The organism is Pseudomonas sp. B14(2017), from assembly GCF_002113255.1.
Classification (GTDB): Bacteria; Pseudomonadota; Gammaproteobacteria; order Pseudomonadales; family Pseudomonadaceae; genus Aquipseudomonas; species Aquipseudomonas putida_Z.
Map to the genome: position 1 here is coordinate 73,003 of NZ_NEJY01000015.1, position 21,186 is coordinate 94,188.

Consider the following 21,186-nt stretch of genomic DNA (forward strand, 5'->3'; position numbering starts at 1 on the left):
GTCGCGGCAAAAGAGGGTGCGGGTATTACCCGGTTACTGCCGTGGACGAGGGTAGAAACCTTGCAGGCCGAGAGCCGCCGACACCCCCAGGCCGAGCCAGGCCAGGCTGTCCCAGACCCCGTCCCCCAGCAAGGCGGCAAACAGCCCCACGGCAGTGAGCAAGGCCACGACCATCGGCCAGATGAAGATGCGCCAGGTCGGCTGTGACTTGTGGCTCATGCCCGCGCCTCCCGCTTCGTGCGTTGCTTGCCCCACCACAGGTACAAGCCGCTGCCGAGGACGATGATGGTCAGCACATCGAGTAGCGCCCACAGGATTTGCATTGGCCGGCCGCCGTAGTCGCCGAAGTGCAGTGGTTGCGACAGGCCCATGGCATCCATGTACCAGGGGCGTTCGCCGACGGCGGTCACCGCCAGTGTTCGCGCATCGATCAGCACGGGCGTGAGCAGGTGCGAGGTCAGGTGCGTGGCGCCCTTCATGAACACCGCATAGTGGTGCTCACTGGAAAAGCGTGTGCCGGGGAAGGCGATGAAGTCCGGGCGCATGCCGGGGGCGGCCTGTTCGGCGATGGTCAGCAGGTGGGTGGCCGGGGCGCGTTCGGTGAGCGGTGGGGCATCACGGTACGGGGCAACCATGGCGGCCAGGCTGTCGTTGCGCCAGGCGGCGATGACCAGGTCCGACAGCGCGCTGATGACGCCGGTCACGCCTACCGTCAGTGCCCAGGCCAAGGTGACCACGCCGATCAGGTTGTGCAGGTCGAGCCAGCGCAGTCGACGGGATTTGCCGTGGCGCACCGTGCCGAAGTCCAGGCGGCGCATGAACGGTGCATAGAGCACGGTGCCGGAGATGATCGCCACGACGAACAGCACGCCCATGAAGGCCAGCAGCAGCTTGCCGGGCAGGCCGGCGAACATGTCCACGTGCAGGCGCAGCATGGTCATCATGAAGCCGCCGTTGGCGGCCGGCATGGCCACGGCTTCACCGGTGCGGGCGTCGAGCATGAAGGTGTGCGACGAATTGGGTTCGGTGCCGGCGGTGGCGGCGGTTATGGCCACTACGCCGTTGGCTTCGTCCTCGTCGTAGCCGAAGTACTGCATGACCTCGCCGGGGCGGTGCTGCTCGGCCTTGATCACCAACTGCTGCAGGTCGAGGTGTGGTGTATCGGCTAGCATTTCCCGCAGTTCGGGGGCGTCGCCGAGCAGGTGTTCGAGTTCGTGGTGGAAGATCAGCGGCAGGCCGGTGACTGCCAGCAACAGCAGGAACAGGGTGCAGACCAGGCTGCTCCAGGTGTGGATCACCGACCAGCGGCGGATGGTTGGGCTTTTCATCACGGTACCGATTTTTGCCTGTTGGAAGCTGGGGCTGCTGCGCAGCCCTTTCGCGACACAAGGCCGCTCCTACAGGGGAGCACGTTTTCCTGTAGGAGCGGCCTTGTGTCGCGAAAGGGCCGCAAAGCGGCCCCCGTTCACTCAGAACTTGTAATTGACACTGGCCACCACGTTGCGCTCGTCGCCGTAGTAGCACCAGTAACCGTCACAGTTGGCCAGGTAATCCTTGTTGAACAGGTTCTTCGCCTCCACGGCTACCGTCACGCCTTTCATGCTGTTGTCCAGGCGGCCCAGGTCGTAGTGCACCGAAGCGTCGTATACCGTGTACGAGCCTACATGGGCCAGTTCGGTATTGGCGGTGTTGCCGTAGGTGTCACCCACATAGCGCACACCACCGCCAATGCCGAAGCCGTCCAGTGGCCCGCTGTGCCAGGTGTAGTCGGCCCACAGGGTTGCCTGGTTGCGCGGGATCAGCGCCATGCGGTTGCCTTTGTCGTCACCCTTCAGGATCTCGGTGTCGGTATAGGTGTATGACGCGATGGCCTTGAGGTTCTCGGTAACCTGAGTGGCGGCCTCCAGTTCCAGGCCGCGAACCTGCAGTTCACCCACCTGGCGGGTGATGCTGCCTTCCGTGACGCTGACGTTCTGCTGCTTCAGGTCATAAACCGCTGCAGTGAGCAGGGTGTCAGTCCCGACGGGCTGGTATTTCACACCCACTTCATACTGACGGCCTTCGGTTGGCTTGAAAGATTCCGTGGAGTTGACGTTGGCACCACTGGCCGGCTGGAACGACTCGGTGTAGGAGAAGTACGGCGTGATGCCGTTGTCGAAAACGTAACTCAGGCCGACGTTGCCGCTGAAGGCTTTGTCGCGCTGGGTATTGGTTGCGTCGGCGCTGTTGTGGAACACAGTGCCGGTGTGAATCCAGTCTTCACGACCACCCAAGGTCAGGCGCCAGTTGTCGAGTGACATCTGGTCCTGGACGTAGGCACCTGTCTGGTGGGTTTTCTGCTGGAAGTCCTGCATGGCGAAGTAGGTGACGTTCGACAGGTCGGCGCCATATACCGGGCGGTTGACATTGATCGGAGGTACGCCCATGCCATACAGCCACTGATAGTTGGTATTCGAACGCTGATGGTCCAGGCCCAGCAGCACGGTGTGGCTGATGTCGCCGGTCTGGAAGTCGGCCTGGAAGTTGTTGTCGACGGCGAACTGGCTGATGTCTTCGTTGACGATACCCGACTCGCGATTGACGTTGCCATCGGCATCGATGCTGTTGATGGTGGCCACCTGCACGGCCTGGAACGACAAATCGCTCTTGGTGTAGCGCAGGTTCTGGCGGAACTGCCAGGTGTCGTTCAGTCGGTGCTCGAAGGCATAGCCCAACGCGTAGTAACTGCGGTCGTAGAAGTCCCAATCCGGTTCGCCAAGGTTCTTGTGGTGGGAAATCTTGCCGGTCGGGCCGTCCAGTTTGGTGCCTTGCAGCGGCAGGAACTGGCCGGTGATGCCGGTATCGTCCCGGGTGTACTGGGAGATGAACGTCAGCTTGGTATCGTCATCGATGTTCCAGGTCAGGCTGGGTGCGATGTTGTAGCGCTTGTCCGGGATGTGGTCGACGGGCGAGTTGCTGTCACGCACCACACCACTCACACGGTAGAGAAACTTGCCCTCTTCATCGATCTTGCCTGTGCTGTCGAAGTTGATCTGCTTGTGTTCGTTGCTACCCACCTGGGCTTCGATCTGGTGTGCACTCTCAAGCTGCGGACGGCGGCTGACCATGTCGAGCATGCCGCCCGGTGGTGTCTGGCCATACACCGACGATGCCGGGCCGCGCAGTACAGTAATGCGTTCGAGGTTCCACGGCTCGACCTTCGGGTTGGCGAACGAGCCCTTGGGCAGCGGCAGGCCGTCAAGGAACTGGGTCGGGTCGAAACCACGCACACGCAGCCAGTCGGCACGCGAGTCCGAACCGTAACCGCTGCTTTGCACGCCAGCGGTGTAGCGCAGGGCGTCATTGAGGTTGAGTACCTGCCGATCGTCCAGTTGCTGGCGGGTGATGACAGTCATCGAGCGTGGGGTTTCGACGATTGGTGTGTCGGTCTTGGTACCCGCGGCAGTGCGCGTGGCCACGTAGCCGCTGGAGGCACCCCAAGCGCTTTCATAGTTGGAAGTCGCATTGATCGCAGTCTCCGGCAACGCCAGTGTCCCTTCCGGCGTAGCCTCCAGGCTGTAACTGCCCACGCTGCTTTGCTGCAGCTGCAGGCCGGTGCCACGCAGGGCGGCCTGCAGGGCACCAAGGCCATCGTACTGCCCGCTCACCGGGGCCGAGGTGCGGCCGCTGACCAGTGCCGGGTCGATGGCCAGGGTGATGCCGGCCTGGCTGGCGATCTGGTTGAGAGTGGTGGCCAGCGGGGCGCTGGGCAGGTCGTAGGCGCGCTGAGCGGATTGCTCGGCGGCGAACAGGGCAGGGCTGGCCAATGGCGCGGCCACGGCGATGGCCAGGGCCATCAGGCTGGGGCGCAGGATACGATCAACAGCACGGGACATGCAGCGGCTCCTCGACGGATAAGTGCTTTCTGCTTCCTTGCCGAGCGAGATTTGAAAAGTGACAGGGTGAATCTGAAAAAAATTGAGAATTATTTGAAGTTGGCTTTTGCCTGTACCGGCCCTTTCGCGGGCTTGCCCGCTCCCACAGGTACCACACAGGTTTCAAGCACGGTGGGGTACTTGTGGGAGCGGGCGAGCCCGCGAAGAGGCCGGTACAGGTTTACTTCGGAACGACGGTCACCCACCACGGCGTATGCCGCTCGACCTTCACCGGCAGTGCCGGCACCAGCGACGACAGCGCCAGGTCGGTGTCGGTCAGCGGGAAGCTGCCGGTCACACGCAGGTCGGCGACTTGGTCGTCCACCCCGAGGTAACCGCTGCGGTACTGGCCGAGCGCGGCCAGCAGGTCAGCCAGGCGCACGTTGTCCACCACCAGCATGCCGCGGGTCCAGGCGTCGGCACCGGCTGGCACAGTGCCGATCCGGCCAAGGCCGTTAGCGTTCATCAGCACCTGCTGGCCTTCGCGCAGCACCTGTTCGTCGCCGCTGTTCAGCGGCATGGCGGCGACCGAGGCTTGCAGCACTTCCAGGCGCGTGCCGTCGTCCTCGCGGCGTACCAGGAAGCGCGTGCCCAATGGGCGCAGGCGGCCATCGTCGGTGCGCACCAGCAGCGGGCGCGGGTCCTGATGGCCGGTTTCGACCGAGATCTCGCCCTGGTGCAGCACGATCACCCGTTGCTCGCCGGCGTAGTCGATATCCACGGCAGTGTGGCTGTTCAGGCTCAGCAAGGTGCCGTCTTCCAGGCGCAGGGTACGCAGTTCGCCGGTGGCGGTACGCTGGTCGGCCAGCCAGTAGCTCGGTGCCAGCGATGGTGCGCCGACCCAGGCCAGCAGCGAGCCCAAAAGAAACATGCCGGCCAGCCCGCCGCCGACCTTGCCGATGCGTCGGCGCAGGCCGGCGCGCGATTGCAGCAGGGCCTGGCGTGCCGGGCCGGCAGCGGCGCTCACGCGCTGGTCCATGGCGCCGAGCTGGCGCCAGGCGCGGGCGTGCTCCTCGCTGGCGGCATGCCAGCGCATGAATTCGCTGCGCTCGTCGGGTGTGCCGCTGCCGTTGTCGAGGCTGAGTTTCCAGGCAATGGCAGCTTCCAGCACCCGCGACGAAACCGGTGCACTGCTCACGTCGGCTCCCCGTACAGGGCCACGTAGCACTGGCGCATGCCCTGGGCGATGTACTGGCGCACCCGCGACACCGAAACCCCCATGCGCTCGGCGATTTCGGCATGGCTCATACCGTCCAGGCGATTGTGCAGAAATGCTGCGCGGGCCTTGCTCGACAGCTTGCCGAGCAGGCGGTCGATGGCCTTGAGGTCCTCGAGGATCAGGTGCTGCACTTCCGGGGAAGGTTGTTCGGCTTCCGGCATCAGGGCCAGTTCGGCCAGGTAGGCCTGTTCCAGCGCGGCGCGGCGGAAGTGGTCGAACATCAGGCCCTTGGCCACGGCGGCCAGGAATGCGCGGGGTTCGCGGGGCGTATCCAGTTGCTCACGGCCGAGCAGGCGCACGAAGGTGTCCTGGCTCACGTCTTCGGCACGTTGGCGGCAGGCCATGCTGCGTTGCAGCCAGGCGAGCAGCCAGCCGCGGTGGTCGCGGTACAGCGCACCGACCAGATCGGCGTGTGGGCTCTGTGCAGAAGACAAGCAGCGTCCCCCCGGAACGAATGCATTAACTAACGATAATTATTCGCGATTGTTGCAGAGGGGAGGGGGTGGGTGCAATGGACGCTTATCGGATGGCCATCATGAAAAAGGCAGGTGGCCAATCGCCGGCAAGCCAGCTCCCACAGGAAACGCGTTGATTCTGGAACTTGTGCAGTACCTGTGGGAGCTGGCTTGCCGGCGATTGGCCCTGTCAGGTCAATACAAATCTACAGGCCGTGGTTGTGCACCTTGCGCCTGCGCCACCCACGCAGCCGCTGCTCCAGCTGCAGCGGGCTGTCCAGCTGCTGGCGCCGGGCCTGGCTGAACAGGATCAGCGCCAGCTCGGCGGTCACCAAGGCATCGGCGCTGGCATGATGGCGCTCCTCTACCTGCAGGCCAAACCGCGCCACCCAGTCATCCAGCCCGGCCTCGCGCAGCACTGTGTCGGGGTTGAGCATCGGTGCCAGCTCGGCAACATCCAGGAAGGGCGAGTGCAAGCGATAGCCCAGGCTTTCCTTCAGCGCACGGGCCAGCATGCGCTGGTCGAACGGCGCGTGGAATGCCAGCACCGGGCTATTGCCAATGAAGTCGAGCAGATCGAGCAAGGCCTCGGCCGGGTCGCAACCGGCAGCCAGGGCACTCGGGCCCAGGCCATGGATCAGCACGCTGGCGTTGGTCTTCTGCAAAGGCCGGTGCAGGGTGCGTTCGAACTGCTGGGCAAAGTCGATGGCGCCATCTTCGATGGCCACGGCGCCAACCGACAGCACCTGGTCACGGTTGGGGTTCAGGCCGCTGGTCTCCAGGTCGAGCACCACCCAGCGCTGCTCGCGCAGGGTACACACCCCCAGGGGCGCGGCCTTGGGCAGCCGGGCCAGGCGCTGGCGCGTGGCATGGTCCAGTTCGGGCGCACTGGGGCGCAACCAGGCGAACAGGCTCATAGCTGGTACCGCAAGGCCAGGCTGCTTTGCAGGCGCTGGGCCTGGCGCAGGGACTCGCGCAGGATGCGCCGGTCCAGGTGGTTGAGGCTGTCCGGGTCCAGGCGGTTGGAATAGGGCAGGTTGTCGCGGGTCTGGCGCTGGTGCTGCTGCATGCGGGTTTGCTGGATGAAGTGGTAGGCCTCTTCATACGCTGCGCCGTCCAGTGCCTCGATCACGCCCTTGGCCACCAGCTGGCGCAGGCGTTCCAGGGTATTGCAGGCACCGATGCCGTTGGCCAGGGCCAGCAGCCGGGCACCATCGACGAAGGGCGTCAGGCCCTGGACCTTGAGGTCGAGGGTGGCGGCCTTGTCGTTGCCCTGGCGGGTCAGCACGAACTCGCGCAGGCGGCCCACCGGCGGGCGCTGGCGCAGGGCGTTGTCAGCCATCATGCGCTGGAAGATGCGGTTGTCGGCCACCTGCTCGAGCAGGCCCTGGCGCAGCTGCTCGCAACCTTGCTCGTCGCCCCACACCACGCGCAGGTCGAAATAGATGCTCGAGCCCAGCAGGTTCTCCGGGCTGGCTTCACGGACAAAACCGGCAAAACGCCGCGCCCACTCACTGCGCGACAGGCACAGCTCGGGGTTGCCGGCCATGACGTTGCCCTTGCACAGGGTGAAACCGCACTGGGCCAGGCACTGGTTGATGTATTGCGCCAGCGGCAGCAGGCGGGCGCGGATGGCGTCGGCTTCGGCGCCGTCGGCGGCTTCGAAGAGGATGCCGTTGTCCTGGTCGGTGTGCAGGGTTTGTTCACGTCGCCCTTCGCTGCCAAAGCACAGCCAGCTGAACGGCACGCCCGGGTCACCGCGCTCGGCCAGCGCCAGTTCGATCACCCGGCACACGGTGTGGTCGTTGAGCAGGGTGATGATCTGGGTGATCTGCGTGGAGGACGCGCCGTGGGCCAGCATGCGCTCGACCAGCTGGCTGATTTCGCCGCGCAGTGAGACCAGGGTATCCAGGCGTGGCGCATGGCGAATGGTGCGCGCCAGGTGCACCAGGTCGACCCGTTGCAGGGAGAACAGGTCGCGCTCCGAAACCACACCACACAGGCGTCGGTTTTCCACCAGGCATACGTGGGCGATATGCCGCTCGGTCATGGCCATGGCTGCGTCGAAGGCGCTGGCCTGGGGGCTGAGGTAGAACGGCTGGGCGGTCATGTGCCGCGCGATGGGCGCGCCCAGGTCGGCATCGGCCGCCGCCACCACCTGGCGCAGGTCGCGCAGGGTGAAGATACCGGTGGGGTAGCGCTGCGGGTCGACCACCACGATGCTGCCGACCTGCTGCTCGTGCATAAGCCGCACGGCGTCGCGCAGGGGCGTGTCGGGGCTGCACACAACCGGGTGGCGCATGGCCAGTTCACCCAGTGGCGTGTTCAGCGAATACTGGGTGCCGAGGGTTTCCACCGCGCGCTGGCGTACCTGCTGGTTGACTTGGTCGAGCAAGCTGCTGACCCCGCGCAGGGCAAAATCCCGAAACACTTCCGACATCGAGAACACGCGGATGAACGCGGCCTTGTTCAGCTGCAGGCAGAAGGTGTCCTCACCGGCCAAGTGCTCGGTACGGGTCGCTCGCTCGCCGAGCAGGGCAGCCAGCGGGAAGCATTCGCCGCTGGTGATTTCGAAGGTGGTCTCCACACCAGGCTTGACCAGGTGCTGGCGCTCACCCACCACGCGGCCCTGCTTGACGATGTAGAAGTGCTCGACCGGCCCGTCGGCAGGTTTGACGATGCTTTCGCCGCTGGCATAGAAGCGCAGCTGGCACTGTTCGACCAGGTAGGCCAGGTGGCTGTGTTCCATCTGGTTGAACGGCGGAAAACGCTGCAGGAACTGCAGGGTGCCCTGGATGTTCTGCAGCACTGCTGTCCTGCCCGCCTGGGTGTAGGCGTCCTTTTTGCTCATGAAACTGACCGTATCGCTATGCCGAACTATATATATCTATATATAGGTGCCGGCCATGTTGTTCTCTGCCTCCATGGTCGGCTTGCGGCGGGGTGGTGCCCATTGGACGTAAGTCTATGAGCGCCCCTGTCAAAGACCCGACGAAAGGCCAGCCGGGTTACGCAAGTTCTGCGGTCCTAATGCTGAAGCGGAATTTTTTTGACGAGATGAGCATGCCTGAGCAACACGACATCCTGAGCGACGCCGAGCGCGAGGCATTGGCCGTCGTAAGTGCGCCTGTGGCAGCCAAGCCGTTGGTGCTGGTGGTGGATGACAATGCGGTGAACCGTGAGGCGCTGATCCTGTACCTGAAAAGCCGGGGGATCGACTGTGTCGGAGCGGATGGGGCCGAGGAAGCCAGGCTATACCTGCACTACCAGCAACGAATCGGCTTGATGATCACGGATTTGCGCATGCAGCCCGAGGATGGCCTGGACCTGATCCGGCAGATTCGCGAGTCGGAACGGGCGGCGTTGTCGATCATCGTGGTGTCGGGCGACACCGATGTGAAAGAGGCGGTGGACGTGATGCACCTGGGGGTTGTGGATTTTCTGCTGAAGCCGGTCGATCTGGACAGGCTGCTGGAGCTGGTGAAGAAAGAACTGAAGATCGAGTAGTGCAGGATTGGGGCTGCTTTGCAGCCCTTTCGCGACACAAGGCCGCTCCTACAAGTACCGCGCAAGGCTGAGGTCTGGCGCGTGCTTGTAGGAGCGGCCTTGTGTCGCGAAAGGGCCGCAAAGCGGCCCCTGTCGCAGATGTCGCTTACAACCCGTTACGCGCCTTGAACTCGCGGCGACGGCGGTGCAATACCGGCTCGGTATAGCCGTTCGGCTGCTTGCCACCTTCCACCACCAGCTCTACCGCAGCCTGGAACGCGACGTTGTCGTCGAAGTTCGGTGCCATCGGGCGATACAGGGCGTCGCCGGCGTTCTGCTGGTCGACCACCACGGCCATGCGCTTGAGGCTTTCCAGCACCTGCTCCTGGCTGACCACGCCATGGCGCAGCCAGTTGGCCAGCAGCTGGGCCGAGATGCGCAGGGTGGCGCGGTCTTCCATCAGGCCGACGTTGTTGATGTCTGGCACCTTCGAGCAACCCACACCCTGGTCGATCCAGCGCACCACGTAGCCGAGGATGCCCTGGGCGTTGTTGTCCAGTTCGTTGCGGATCTCTTCGGCCGACCAGTTGGTGTCGGCGGCCAGCGGGATGGCCAGGATGTCGTCCACCGACGCCGGGGTGCGCGAAGCCAGTTCACGCTGACGCGCCTGTACGTCCACCTTGTGGTAGTGCAGGGCATGCAGGGTGGCGGCGGTCGGCGACGGCACCCAGGCGGTGTTGGCACCGGCCAGCGGGTGGGCGATCTTCTGCTCGAGCATGGCCGCCATCAGGTCGGGCATGGCCCACATGCCTTTGCCGATCTGCGCACGGCCTTGCAGGCCAGTGGCCAGGCCGACATCGACGTTGTTGTTCTCGTAGGCACCGATCCACTTCTCGTTCTTCATGGCGCCCTTGCGCACCACGGCGCCGGCTTCCATCGAGGTGTGGATTTCATCGCCGGTGCGGTCGAGGAAGCCGGTGTTGATGAACACCACGCGCTCGGCTGCGGCCTTGATGCACGACTTGAGGTTGACCGTGGTACGGCGCTCCTCGTCCATGATGCCGACCTTGACGGTGTTGCGCTTCATGCCCAGCAGGTCTTCGACCTGGCTGAAGATCTCGGCGGCGAAGGCTACTTCCTCCGGGCCGTGCATCTTCGGCTTGACGATGTACACGCTGCCGCTGCGGGTGTTCTTGCGGCTGGTGTTGCCATTGAGGTTGTGCAGGGCGATCAGGTTGGTGAACAGGCCGTCCTGGATGCCTTCGGGGATTTCGTTGCCTTGGGCGTCGAGGATCGCCGGGTTGGTCATCAGGTGGCCAACGTTGCGCACGAACAGCAGCGAACGGCCGTGCAGGGTCACGCTGCCGCCGTTGGGCGCGGCGTACTCGCGGTCCGGGTTCATGGTGCGGGTGAAGGTCTTGCCACCCTTGCTCACGCTTTCGGCCAGGTCGCCTTTCATCAGGCCCAGCCAGTTGCGGTAGACGATCACCTTGTCGTCGGCGTCGACGGCGGCAACCGAGTCTTCGCAGTCCATGATGGTGGTCAGCGCCGATTCCATCAGGATGTCTTTCACGCCGGCGGCGTCGGTGCTGCCGACCGGGGTGCTGGCATCGACCTGGATTTCGAAGTGCAGGCCGTTGTGCTTGAGCAGCACGGCAGTCGGCGCGGCGGCATCGCCATGGAAGCCGATCAGCTGGGCGTCGTCACGCAGGCCGCTGTTGCTGCCGCCTTTCAGGGCAACTACCAGCTTGCCGCCTTCGATGCGGTAGCCGGTGGAGTCGACGTGCGAGCCGGCCGCCAGTGGCGCGGCTTCGTCGAGGAAGGCGCGGGCGAAGGCGATGACCTTGTCGCCACGTACCTTGTTGTAGCCTTGGCCTTTCTCGGCGCCGCCTTCATCGCTGATGGCATCGGTGCCATACAGCGCGTCGTACAGCGAACCCCAACGGGCGTTGGCGGCGTTCAGGGCGAAGCGGGCGTTCATCACCGGTACGACCAGCTGTGGGCCGGCCATGTGGGCGATTTCTTCGTCCACGTTCTGGGTGGTGGCCTGGAAATCGTCGGCTTGTGGCAGCAGGTAGCCGATTTCCTGGAGGAATGCTTTGTAGGCTACGGCGTCGTGGGCCTGGCCTTTGCGTGCCTGGTGCCAGGCGTCGATCTTGGCTTGCAGCTCGTCGCGCTTGGCGAGCAGGGCTTTGTTCTTTGGAGCGAGGTCATTGATGATCTTCTCTGCACCGGCCCAGAACTGCTCGGCGACGATGCCGGTCCCCGGGATGGCTTCGTTGTTCACGAAGTCGTACAGGACCTTGGCGACCTGAAGGCCACCGACTTGAACGTATCCAGTCATTGCTTGCCTCACTCTGCTCAGCTATTTCGCTCTTCTGTATTAAGCCTGTAGCGCTTCTCTAAACACGGCACCAGTGCATGCCCCCGAGTAAAGCCCCGAGCGCGGCTGGGTGCGGCCTGCCAGACCGGCTGGCAGACAGTGTGCGTATTTTCACAGGCGCCTTGGCAGACATCCAAACGACGTTTTGTAGTCCGCGCCACGGGATACTACATGAAGCAGTAGGCGGGGCAAAATCAGACTAAAAGCGCCGTTATGCGACCCGTTGGTCGCGTATGGTCACGCTGGGAGTGAGTATGTTCGCAAAAAACAGGTGGATTGTTCCAGATAAATCTTGAAACAGTACACGATTCGTTATGCGGATTGCCCTGCGGCAGGTTGCCGCGCCTTGCCTATACTGAGTCGATCCCCCGATTTTCTGCCGCACGGCGCGGTCCGACACGAGGAAGGGCTTGTGGATCATCTTGTACTGACTGTGATTGCCCCTGACAAGGCCGGCCAGGTCGAGCGCATTGCCCAGTGCATCGCCGACCACAGTGGCAACTGGCTGGAAAGCCGCATGTCACGCATGGCCGGGCAGTTTGCCGGCATCCTGCGGGTGGCGGTGCCGGCGGAAAACTACGACGAGCTGGTCGCTTCGCTGCAGGGGTTGGTCCGATATGACATTCGCGTGCTGATCGCCGAGAGCGGCATCGAGCCGTCGTGTACCTGGAAGCCGATTGCCATGGAGCTGGTAGGTAATGACCGGCCGGGGATCGTGCGTGATATCACCCGCTTGCTGGCGGACCTGGGGGTGAACCTTGAGCGGTTTACCACTGAGGTGCGGCCGGCGCCCATGAGCAGCGAGCCGCTGTTCCATGCCGATGCCTTGCTGGCATTGCCGTTGACCCTGTCGCTGGAGGATTTGCAGCAGAAGCTGGAGAGCCTGGCGGACGACTTGATGGTGGAGTTGAAGCTGCGGCCGGAGGATTGATCCGAGATTGCCGGGCCGCTTCGCGGCCATCGCGACACAAGGCCGCTCCTACAAGGGTTACGCGTTCCCCTGTAGGAGCGGCCTTGTGTCGCGATGGGCTGCAAAGCAGCCCCCTACGGTTATCCCGATATCACGGGGACGGCCCTGTGGATAACCTGGGGGTTCCCCTCTCCAGCCCAGACCGCGCGCGCCTTACACGGCTTTGATCAAAAAACACCCAAAAATCAGCAGCTTGTGCACAAAGCACGGGGACGAGGGTGTGGATAACCTTTGGAGATGTCTCTGCAGGCCACGAAATACAAGGCCTGCAGAGTTGTGATCATTTTTTGATCAGCTGCGCTTGCGCAAACTGACCCACGCATCGACGCTGTAGATCGCCAAACCCGCCCAGATGAACATGAACGCCACCAAGTTGCTCGACGACAAGTGCTCATCGAACAGCAGCACCGCCTGCAGCAGCACCAGGGTTGGCGCCAGGTACTGCAGGAAGCCCAGCGTGGTATACGGCAAGTGCCGCGCGGCAGCGTTGAAGCACACCAGCGGCACCAGTGTCACCGGCCCCGCAGCCATCAGCCACAACGCTTCGCTGCTGGTGTAGAACGCGCCCTGGGCACTTGTCGCCGCCGGGTGCAGCAACAGCCAGCCAAGGGCCAGTGGTACCAGCATCCAGGTTTCCACCACCAGGCCCGGCAATGCCGCCACCGGTGCCTGTTTGCGAATCAGCCCATAGAAGCCGAAGCTCAGCGCCAGTACCAGCGACACCCACGGCAGGCTGCCCACCTGCCACACCTGCTGGGCCACACCCACGGCGGCCATGGCCACGGCCAGCCACTGCAGGCGGCGCAGGCGCTCGCCGAGAATCAGCATGCCCAGCAGCACATTGATCAGTGGGTTGATGTAGTAACCCAGGCTGGCCTCGAGCATGCGCCCGTTGTTCACCGACCATACGTAGGTCAGCCAGTTGCCGGCGATCAGCGCCCCGCTCAGGGCCAGGATGCCCAGCCGGCGCGGGTTGTCACGCAGTTCACGCCACCAGTCCGGGTGTTTCCACACCAGTAGCAGCAACGAGCCGAACAAAGCCGACCAGAGCACCCGGTGGACAATGATCTCCACCGCCGGGACGCTCTGGATTGCCTTGAAGTACAGGGGGAACAGCCCCCAGATGATGTAGGCGCTGAGGCCCAGTAGGTACCCGCGACGCGGGTTTGCGGCGTGCATGCAGAATCCTTGCTTAGGTAGCTAAATAAAGCGACGCCTATTGTAGACAGAGGTGGGCGTGCTTCTAGAACAATTTCAGCGGCGCTTCATCCAGTGCGGCCATTTGCTCGCGCAGGGCGAGAATCTGGTCTCCCCAGTAGCGTGGCTGGCCGAACCAGGGGAAGCTCGGCGGGAATGCCGGGTCGTCCCAGCGCCGCGCCAGCCAGGCGCTGTAGTGCAGCTGGCGCAGGGCGCGCAGGGGCTCGATCAGGGCCAGCTCGCGCGGGTCGAAGTCGTGGAACTCGTTGTAGCCGTCGATCAGTTCGGCCAGTTGCCCCAGGCGCTCCTCGCGGCTGCCGGCCAGCATCATCCACAGGTCCTGCACCGCCGGGCCCATGCGGCAGTCGTCGAGGTCGACCACGTGGTACACCTCGTCGCGGTGCATCAGGTTGCCGGGGTGCAGGTCGCCATGCAGACGGATGAGCTGGTGCGGCGTGCGGGCATAGATGTCCTCCACCCGCTTGAGCAGGTCGCGCGCCACCGATTCGAACGCAGGCAGCAGTTCGCGGGGGACGAAGTCGCCTTCCAGCAGGGTATTCAGCGATGCATGGCCGAAGTTGTCCACAGCCAGCGCTTCGCGGTGCTCGAACGGTTTGCTGGCGCCCACGGCGTGCAGGCGGCCGAGCAACTGGCCGAGGCGGTAGAGCTGGTCGAGGTTGCCCGGCTCTGGCGCGTGGCCGCCGCGGCGGGGGAACAGGGTGAAGCGGAAGCCCTGGTGTTCGAACAGGGTGCGGCCGTCGTGCTGCAGCGGGGCGACCACCGGCACTTCGCAGTCGGCCAGTTCGGCGGTGAAGCTGTGCTCTTCGAGGATGGCCGCGTCGCTCCAGCGGCCTGGGCGGTAGAACTTGGCGATCAGCGGTTGCGCGCCCTCGATGCCCACCTGGTAGACGCGGTTTTCGTAGCTGTTCAGCGCCAGCACCCGGGCATCGCTGAGAAAGCCCAGGCTTTCCACGGCGTCCAGGACCAGGTCGGGGGTGAGGGTGTCGAAGGGGTGGGACATGGTGGCTCCGGGGGTAGGCGGCGTGGGGGCCATGGTAGCGCGTTATGCCTGTACCGGCCTCTTCGCGGGTAAACCCGCTCCCACATGGACAGCGCGGCCACCAGGGAAACGATGCACCTGTGGGAGCGGGCAAGCCCGCGAACCGCGCAAAGCGCGGCCAGGCTATGCAGGAATCCCAAGCAATACATAAGAGGGATGAAATTGAACCCGCACCGAACTGCCTGCTGCCACCCGCTGCCCAGCCAACCAATCCGTCTCGGCAAACGCACACAACGTCTGCCCATTCCCCAACGCCAACCGGACCTCACCAGGCCCATCAGCCTCCGCTAGTACCTCCTCCACCGTCGCCCGCAGGCAATTACTCCCCGCTTCGGCCTGTTCCTCGTCGGCCAGCAACCTCACCCACCCCGCCTTGAGCAGCGCCACTACCGTCGTCCCCAGCGTCAGCTCCAGCCGTGCGGTGCTGTCGTGGGTGATCAGCGCCTCGATCTCCAACCCTCCGCCCAACGCCAGGCTGACGCGATCATGCCGTCCCTCGCGGCGCAGGCCGCTGACCTGGCCCTGCAACTGGTTGCGCGCACTGGTACGCAGCATCAGCCGGCCGAGCAGGTCGAGGTCGCTGGACTCCTCGGCCGCTTCGAGGATTTGCGCCTGAAGGGCCTGCAGCCTCTGATACAGGCGCAGAACCCGCTGGCCTTCTGGCGACAGACGGGCACCACCGCCGCCACGCCCGCCGGTACTGCGCTCGACGAGGGGCTGGCTGGCCAGGTTGTTGAGTTCGTCGATGGCGTCCCAGGCGGCCTTGTAGCTGATGCCCGCAGCCTTGGCGGCGCGGGTGATCGAACCTTCTTCGGCAATGTGCTGCAGCAGCGCGATGCGCTGGGGGCGGCGGGCGATGTGCTGGGTGAGGTGGGGGGGCAGGGACATGGGCATTCGGTCATTGTAAGTGGCAGCGAAGTGTAGCTTGTGTGGGAGCGGCCTTGTGTCGCGAAAGGGCTGCGTAGCAGCCCCAGGATCTCTGCCACGGCAAAAATCGCTGGGGCTGCTACGCACCCCTTTCGCGACACAAGGCCGCTCCCACACGTCATACATACCCCGGCTTGGGCGTGCGCGCCAGGCAATACACATCCACCCGCCGCGCACCGGCCTTGCGCAGCACTTGGGCAACCGCCTGCGCGGTCGCACCGGTGGTCAACACGTCATCGACAATGGCGACATGCTTGCCCGTCAGCTTGCCCGTGACGGTAAACGCCAGGCGCAAGTTGCGTCGCCTGGCCTTGGCGTCCAGTTGTTGCTGCGCAGGTGTCTCCCGTGTACGCAACAGTAGCCGCTCGTCGCAACGTACCCCCACGTGCGACGACAGCCAGCGCCCGAGCATCCCCGCCTGGTTGAACCCCCGCTCCCGTAGTCGACGTCTGGCCAAGGGTACAGGCAACAACAGGTCGGGGCGCGGCAGCCCTTCGGTAAAGCGGTGCAGCAGCCCATGCGCGAGCAATTCGGCCATCAGGCGTCCCAAGGGCCACTGGCGGTTGTGCTTGAAACGGCTGATCAGCGTGTCCACCGGAAAGCCGAAATGCCACAGTGCAAGCACCTGCTCGAAGGCCGGTGCGCGGCGCTGGCACTGGGCGCAAGTCAGGCCGGCCATGGGCAACGGCAGGGCGCAGCGCAGGCAATGATCGCCCAGCCAGGGCAGTTCCTGCTCGCAGGCGACACACAGCGGGTAGGCCTGCTCGGCAGGTTCATCGCACAGTAAACATGATTGGTTAATAAGTGAGCACTTGTAAACCAGTCTTTTCCAGTGTGGTTGACAGTTCATAGGCCTTCCATGACTATGCGAGCTATCCGTGATGCGCTGGCGGGCTTTCCTGTCCCGGCGCCTGCTTCAGCCTAAACAAGGAAACGCCAATGAGCGCCAGCACAACTGCAACAACACGTCACGACTGGTCCCTGGCCGAGGTCAAGGCGCTGTTCCAGCAACCGTTCAATGACCTGCTGTTCCAGGCGCAGACCGTGCACCGCGCGCATTTCGACCCGAACCGCGTGCAGGTTTCGACCCTGCTGTCGATCAAGACCGGCGCCTGCCCGGAAGATTGCAAATATTGTCCACAGTCCGGCCACTACAACACCGGGCTGGAAAAACAGAAGCTGATGGAAGTGCAGAAGGTGCTGGAAGAAGCCGCCCGCGCCAAAGCCATCGGTTCTACCCGCTTCTGCATGGGCGCGGCGTGGAAGCACCCGTCGGCCAAAGACATGCCCTACGTGCTGGAGATGGTCAAAGGCGTGAAGGCCATGGGCCTGGAAACCTGCATGACCCTCGGCAAGCTTGACCAGGAACAGACCAAGGCCCTGGCCCAGGCCGGCCTGGACTACTACAACCACAACCTCGACACCTCGCCGGAGTTCTACGGCAGCATCATCACCACCCGCACCTACAGCGAGCGTCTGCAGACCCTGGCCTACGTGCGCGATGCCGGGATGAAGATCTGCTCCGGCGGCATCCTCGGCATGGGCGAGTCGCTGGACGACCGCGCCGGCCTGCTGATCCAGCTGGCCAACCTGCCCGAACACCCGGAGTCGGTGCCGATCAACATGCTGGTCAAGGTGGCCGGCACGCCGCTGGCCGAGGAAGAGGACGTCGACCCGTTCGACTTCATCCGCATGCTGGCCGTGGCCCGTATCCTCATGCCCAAGTCGCACGTGCGCCTGTCCGCCGGCCGCGAGCAGATGAACGAGCAGATGCAGGCCCTGGCCTTCATGGCTGGCGCCAACTCGATCTTCTACGGCGAAAAACTGCTGACCACCGCCAACCCGCAGGCCGACAAGGACATGCAGCTGTTCGCACGCCTGGGCATCAAGCCCGAAGCGCGTGAAGAGCACGCCGACGAAGTGCACCAGGCGGCCATCGAGCAGGCGCTGGTCGAGCAGCGCAGCAGCGAGATGTTCTACAACGCCGCGACAGCCTGAAATGGCCTTCGACCTGGCAGCGCGCCTGGCCGAACGGCGCGCCGCAGACCTGTATCGGCAGCGGCCACTGCTGGAAAGCCCGCAGGGGCCGGAAGTGGTGGTCGATGGCCAGCGTTTGCTGGCCTTCTGCAGCAATGACTACCTGGGCCTGGCCAACCACCCCGAGGTGATTGCCGCCTGGCAGGCCGGCGCCGAGCGCTGGGGTGTCGGTGGCGGTGCCTCGCACCTGGTGATCGGCCACAGCACGCCGCACCACCAGGTGGAAGAGGCCTTGGCCGAACTCACCGGGCGCCCGCGCGCGCTGCTGTTCTCCACCGGCTACATGGCCAACCTGGGCGCCATCACCGCGCTGGTGGGGCAGGGCGACACGGTGCTGCAGGACCGCCTGAACCACGCTTCGCTGCTGGATGGCGGGTTGCTCAGCGGCGCCCGTTTCAACCGCTACCTGCACAACGATTCGGCCAGCCTGGCCAGCCGCCTGGACAAGGCCGTCGGCAATACCCTGGTAGTGACCGATGGCGTGTTCAGCATGGACGGCGACCTGGCCGACCTGCCGGCGCTGGCCGATGTCGCCCGCGCTCGCGGTGCCTGGCTGATGGTCGATGATGCCCATGGCCTGGGCACCCTCGGCACCCAGGGTGGCGGTATCGTCGAGCACTTCGGCCTGGGCGTTGAAGATGTGCCGGTGTTGATCGGTACGCTGGGCAAGGCCTGTGGTACCGCTGGCGCCTTTGTGGCCGGCAGCGAAGAGCTGATCGAGGCGCTGGTGCAGTTCGCCCGCCCGTACATCTACACCACCAGCCAGCCACCGGCGCTGGCCTGCGCCACCCTCAAGAGCCTGGAACTGCTGCGCCGCGAGGCCTGGCGCCGCGAGCACCTGGCCGCGCTGATCCGCCAGTTCCGTGAAGGCGCGCAGCAGATCGGCCTGGCATTGATGGACAGCCCGACGCCGATCCAGCCGATCGTCATCGGTGACAGCGCGCAGGCCCTGCGCCTGTCACGCATGCTGCGCGAGCGCGGCTTGCTGGTGACGGCCATCCGCCCGCCCACCGTGCCGGCGGGCAGCGCACGCCTGCGGGTGACATTGAGCGCCGCGCACAGCGAGGCGCAGGTGCAGCTATTGTTGAATGCATTGGCCGAGTGTTATCCACAGTTGGAGAGCGCCGATGCGTAATCGACTTGTTCTGTTGCCTGGTTGGGGCCTGGGCACTGCTTCTCTGGAGCCGCTGGCCGCCAGCCTGCGTGCCCAGGACGCCCGCCTGCAGGTAGAGCTGATGCCCTTGCCGGAACTGGCCCACAGCGATGTGCAGGCCTGGGTCGACCACCTCGACCGCAAGCTGCCGAGCGATGTCTGGCTGGGCGGCTGGTCGTTAGGCGGCATGCTGGCCAGCGCGCTGGCGCACAAGCGCGGCGACCATTGCTGTGGCCTGCTGACCCTGGCCAGCAACCCCAGTTTCGTGGCTCGCCCCGACTGGCCCCACGGCATGGCCGAAGACACTTTCGGCACCTTCCTCGACGGCTGCCGCAGCCATACCCAGGTCACCCTGAAGCGCTTCCGTACCTTGTGCAGCGACGGTGCCCTGCAACCGCGCACCCTGCTCCGCCAGCTGGGTGTCGGCGTACCGGACACCGACCCACTGTACCTGGCCACCGGCCTTGAGGTGCTGGCCAAGCTGGACACCCGCGAAGCATTGCAGGCCTACGGTGGCCCGCAGTTGCACCTGTTCGCCGGCAGCGATGCGCTGGTGCCGGCAGAGGCGGCAAAAGCGCTGAGCGAACTGCTGCCCGATGTGGAAGTGGGCCTGGTCGAAGACAGTTCCCACGCGTTCCTGCTGGAGTACCCGCAGGAACTGGCGGCGGGCATCAAGAGTTTCCTGCATGAGAGTGGCGATGACTGACCTTTCCCGTCCGACCCTGCCCGGCGCGCTGCCCGACAAGCGCCAGGTAGCGGCCTCGTTCTCCCGCGCCGCAGCCAGCTACGATAGCGTGGCAGCCTTGCAGCGCGCGGTGGGTTCGAGCTTGCTGGAGCAGTTGCCGGAAGGCCTGCAGCCGTCACGCTGGCTGGACCTGGGTAGCGGCACCGGCCATTTCAGCCGGGCGCTGGCCGAGCGTTTCACCCAGGCCAGCGGTGTGGCGGTGGATATCGCCGAGGGCATGTTGTGCCATGCCCGCAACGAACAGGGCGGGGCGCTCTATCACGTGGCCGGTGACGCCGAGCGTTTGCCGCTGCGTGATGCCAGCGTCGACCTGGTGTTCACCAGCCTGGCCGTGCAGTGGTGCGACCAGTTCGCCAGCGTGCTGGCAGAAGCGCTGCGAGTGCTGCGCCCGGGCGGCGTGCTGGCCTTCAGCAGCCTGTGTGTGGGTACCCTCGATGAACTGCGCGCCAGTTGGCAGGCGGTGGATGGCCTGGTGCATGTGAACCGCTTCCGCCGTTTCGAGGACTATCAGCGCCTGTGCGCAGCCAGCGGCTTCGAACAGCTTGGGCTGCAGCGCTGCCCGCACGTGCTGCACTACCCGGATGTACGCAGCCTGACCCATGAACTCAAGGCCCTCGGTGCCCACAATCTGAACCCTGGCCGGCCTTCCGGGCTTACCGGTCGGGCACGCATGCAGGGCCTGCTGCAGGCTTATGAGGCATTTCGCCAGCCTGAGGGGCTGCCAGCCACCTATCAGGTGGTCTATGGTTTGTTGCGCAAGCCACAGGTGTAAGGGGAGCGAGATGAGCCAGGCCTATTTCATTGCCGGTACCGATACCGATGTTGGCAAGACCACCATCGCTGCCGGGCTGTTGCATGCGGCACGGTTGCAGGGCATGAGCACGCTGGGGGCCAAGCCGGTGGCCTCCGGTTGCACGATGACACCGAAAGGCTTGCGCAACAGTGACGCCCAGGCGCTGATCGATGAAAGCACGATCAAGCTGCCCTACGAACAGGTCAACCCGTTTGCCTTCGAACCGGCTATCGCACCCCATGTGGCAGCGCGCGAGGCGGGAGTAACGCTTGCCGTGCAGGAACTGTTAGCGGCGATGCGCAAAGTGCTGCAACAAAATGCCGACTTCACCCTGATCGAGGGGGCCGGTGGCTGGCGCGTGCCGTTGTCGGGGCAGGCCAACTTGTCCGATCTGGCCATTGCCTTGAAGTTGCCGGTGATCCTGGTGGTGGGGGTGCGACTGGGGTGCATCAGCCACGCCTTGCTCAGCGCCGAAGCGATTGCCCGTGACGGGCTGCAATTGGCGGGATGGGTGGCGAACATCATCGAGCCGCGTACTTCGCGCCTGGAAGAGAACCTGGCCAGCCTGGCCGAGCGTTTGCCGGCGCCATGCCTGGGGCGGGTGCCCAAATTGAAGCAGGCCAGTGCCGACATGGTGGCTGAACACCTTCAGCTGGATCTGCTGGATTAGCCGTTTCCAGGCTTGGCCCTTTCGCGGGCTTGCCCGCTCCCACAGGTACAGCGCAGGGTTCAGGTATTGTGCGGTCCCTGTGGGAGCGGGCAAGCCAGCGAAGAGGCCGGTACAGGAATACCTAAGGCCTATCAACTGGCACCAGGCCATTAGGGATTTAAACGGGCCTTTTCACCT

19 protein-coding genes are annotated in these 21,186 nt (G+C 64.6%); 7 read left to right on the forward strand and 12 right to left on the reverse strand.

The annotated features are described in order from the left end of the window. Positions 1-33: 33 nt before the first annotated feature. From CAG34_RS16770 to CAG34_RS16800, 7 genes are all read right to left on the reverse strand, one after another. Positions 34-219, reverse strand: coding sequence for a hypothetical protein (locus tag CAG34_RS16770; RefSeq protein ID WP_015268683.1), 186 nt, complete (start codon positions 217-219; stop codon positions 34-36). After that, positions 216-1,328, reverse strand: coding sequence for a PepSY domain-containing protein (locus CAG34_RS16775; RefSeq protein ID WP_085591339.1), 1,113 nt, complete (start codon positions 1,326-1,328; stop codon positions 216-218). Before CAG34_RS16775 ends, CAG34_RS16770 begins: the two co-directional genes overlap by 4 nt. A 141-nt stretch (positions 1,329-1,469) precedes the next feature. Beyond that, the gene (locus tag CAG34_RS16780; protein WP_085591341.1) at positions 1,470-3,875 is read right to left on the reverse strand and encodes a TonB-dependent siderophore receptor; all 2,406 of its coding nucleotides are present in this window, start codon (positions 3,873-3,875) and stop codon (positions 1,470-1,472) included. A 220-nt stretch (positions 3,876-4,095) separates the two neighbouring features. Beyond that, entirely contained in the window at positions 4,096-5,052 is a 957-nt protein-coding gene (locus CAG34_RS16785) for a FecR domain-containing protein (RefSeq protein ID WP_025337419.1), read from the reverse strand. Continuing rightward, positions 5,049-5,567, reverse strand: coding sequence for an RNA polymerase sigma factor (locus CAG34_RS16790; RefSeq protein ID WP_085591343.1), 519 nt, complete (start codon positions 5,565-5,567; stop codon positions 5,049-5,051). The genes CAG34_RS16785 and CAG34_RS16790 overlap by 4 nt, the downstream gene beginning before the upstream one ends. A gap of 227 nt (positions 5,568-5,794) precedes the next feature. Continuing rightward, on the reverse strand, positions 5,795-6,505 hold the full coding sequence (locus CAG34_RS16795; RefSeq protein ID WP_075044380.1) for a PolC-type DNA polymerase III: 711 nt from the start codon (positions 6,503-6,505) through the stop codon (positions 5,795-5,797). Continuing rightward, positions 6,502-8,439, reverse strand: coding sequence for a DUF294 nucleotidyltransferase-like domain-containing protein (locus CAG34_RS16800; RefSeq protein WP_085591345.1), 1,938 nt, complete (start codon positions 8,437-8,439; stop codon positions 6,502-6,504). The genes CAG34_RS16795 and CAG34_RS16800 overlap by 4 nt, the downstream gene beginning before the upstream one ends. 116 nt (positions 8,440-8,555) lie before the next feature. On the opposite strand from CAG34_RS16800, the gene CAG34_RS16805 reads away from it, so the two are divergent. Further along, a complete protein-coding gene (locus CAG34_RS16805; protein ID WP_025337423.1) occupies positions 8,556-9,095 on the forward strand; it encodes a response regulator in 540 nt (179 codons plus the stop codon). Positions 9,096-9,240: 145 nt separating this feature from the next. Here the strand turns inward: CAG34_RS16805 and CAG34_RS16810 are convergent, their stop codons facing one another. Then, positions 9,241-11,418 (reverse strand): malate synthase G, encoded by a 2,178-nt coding sequence (locus tag CAG34_RS16810; RefSeq protein ID WP_051101104.1) that lies wholly within the window; start codon positions 11,416-11,418, stop codon positions 9,241-9,243. A gap of 451 nt (positions 11,419-11,869) precedes the next feature. On the opposite strand from CAG34_RS16810, the gene CAG34_RS16815 reads away from it, so the two are divergent. Then, the gene (locus tag CAG34_RS16815) at positions 11,870-12,388 is read left to right on the forward strand and encodes a glycine cleavage system protein R (RefSeq protein WP_085591348.1); all 519 of its coding nucleotides are present in this window, start codon (positions 11,870-11,872) and stop codon (positions 12,386-12,388) included. A gap of 330 nt (positions 12,389-12,718) precedes the next feature. Here the strand turns inward: CAG34_RS16815 and rarD are convergent, their stop codons facing one another. The 4 genes from rarD to CAG34_RS16835 all read right to left on the reverse strand — a co-directional run bounded on the left by rarD (position 12,719) and on the right by CAG34_RS16835 (position 16,461). Continuing rightward, positions 12,719-13,606, reverse strand: a complete 888-nt coding sequence (gene rarD / locus CAG34_RS16820) for an EamA family transporter RarD (RefSeq protein WP_085591351.1) — start codon at positions 13,604-13,606, stop codon at positions 12,719-12,721. 64 nt (positions 13,607-13,670) lie between these two features. After that, the gene (locus tag CAG34_RS16825) at positions 13,671-14,645 is read right to left on the reverse strand and encodes a serine/threonine protein kinase (protein ID WP_075044386.1); all 975 of its coding nucleotides are present in this window, start codon (positions 14,643-14,645) and stop codon (positions 13,671-13,673) included. A 162-nt stretch (positions 14,646-14,807) separates the two neighbouring features. Further along, complete coding sequence (locus CAG34_RS16830; protein WP_085591354.1) at positions 14,808-15,572, reverse strand: TOBE domain-containing protein; 765 nt, start codon at positions 15,570-15,572, stop codon at positions 14,808-14,810. 157 nt (positions 15,573-15,729) lie between these two features. Then, complete coding sequence (locus CAG34_RS16835; RefSeq protein WP_085591356.1) at positions 15,730-16,461, reverse strand: ComF family protein; 732 nt, start codon at positions 16,459-16,461, stop codon at positions 15,730-15,732. Positions 16,462-16,550: 89 nt separating this feature from the next. On the opposite strand from CAG34_RS16835, the gene bioB reads away from it, so the two are divergent. From bioB to bioD, 5 genes are read left to right on the forward strand one after another with little or no spacing between them, the layout of a single operon-like run. Beyond that, complete coding sequence (gene bioB / locus CAG34_RS16840; protein WP_013970556.1) at positions 16,551-17,609, forward strand: biotin synthase BioB; 1,059 nt, start codon at positions 16,551-16,553, stop codon at positions 17,607-17,609. A gap of 1 nt (position 17,610) precedes the next feature. Continuing rightward, complete coding sequence (gene bioF / locus CAG34_RS16845) at positions 17,611-18,783, forward strand: 8-amino-7-oxononanoate synthase (RefSeq protein WP_085591358.1); 1,173 nt, start codon at positions 17,611-17,613, stop codon at positions 18,781-18,783. Beyond that, positions 18,776-19,507: an alpha/beta fold hydrolase gene (locus CAG34_RS16850; RefSeq protein ID WP_054573687.1), complete on the forward strand. Its 732-nt coding sequence runs from the start codon at positions 18,776-18,778 to the stop codon at positions 19,505-19,507. Before bioF ends, CAG34_RS16850 begins: the two co-directional genes overlap by 8 nt. After that, the gene (gene bioC, locus CAG34_RS16855) at positions 19,500-20,318 is read left to right on the forward strand and encodes a malonyl-ACP O-methyltransferase BioC (protein ID WP_075044392.1); all 819 of its coding nucleotides are present in this window, start codon (positions 19,500-19,502) and stop codon (positions 20,316-20,318) included. The genes CAG34_RS16850 and bioC overlap by 8 nt, the downstream gene beginning before the upstream one ends. A 10-nt stretch (positions 20,319-20,328) precedes the next feature. Further along, positions 20,329-21,009, forward strand: coding sequence for a dethiobiotin synthase (gene bioD, locus CAG34_RS16860; RefSeq protein WP_085591360.1), 681 nt, complete (start codon positions 20,329-20,331; stop codon positions 21,007-21,009). Positions 21,010-21,186 lie beyond the last annotated feature (177 nt).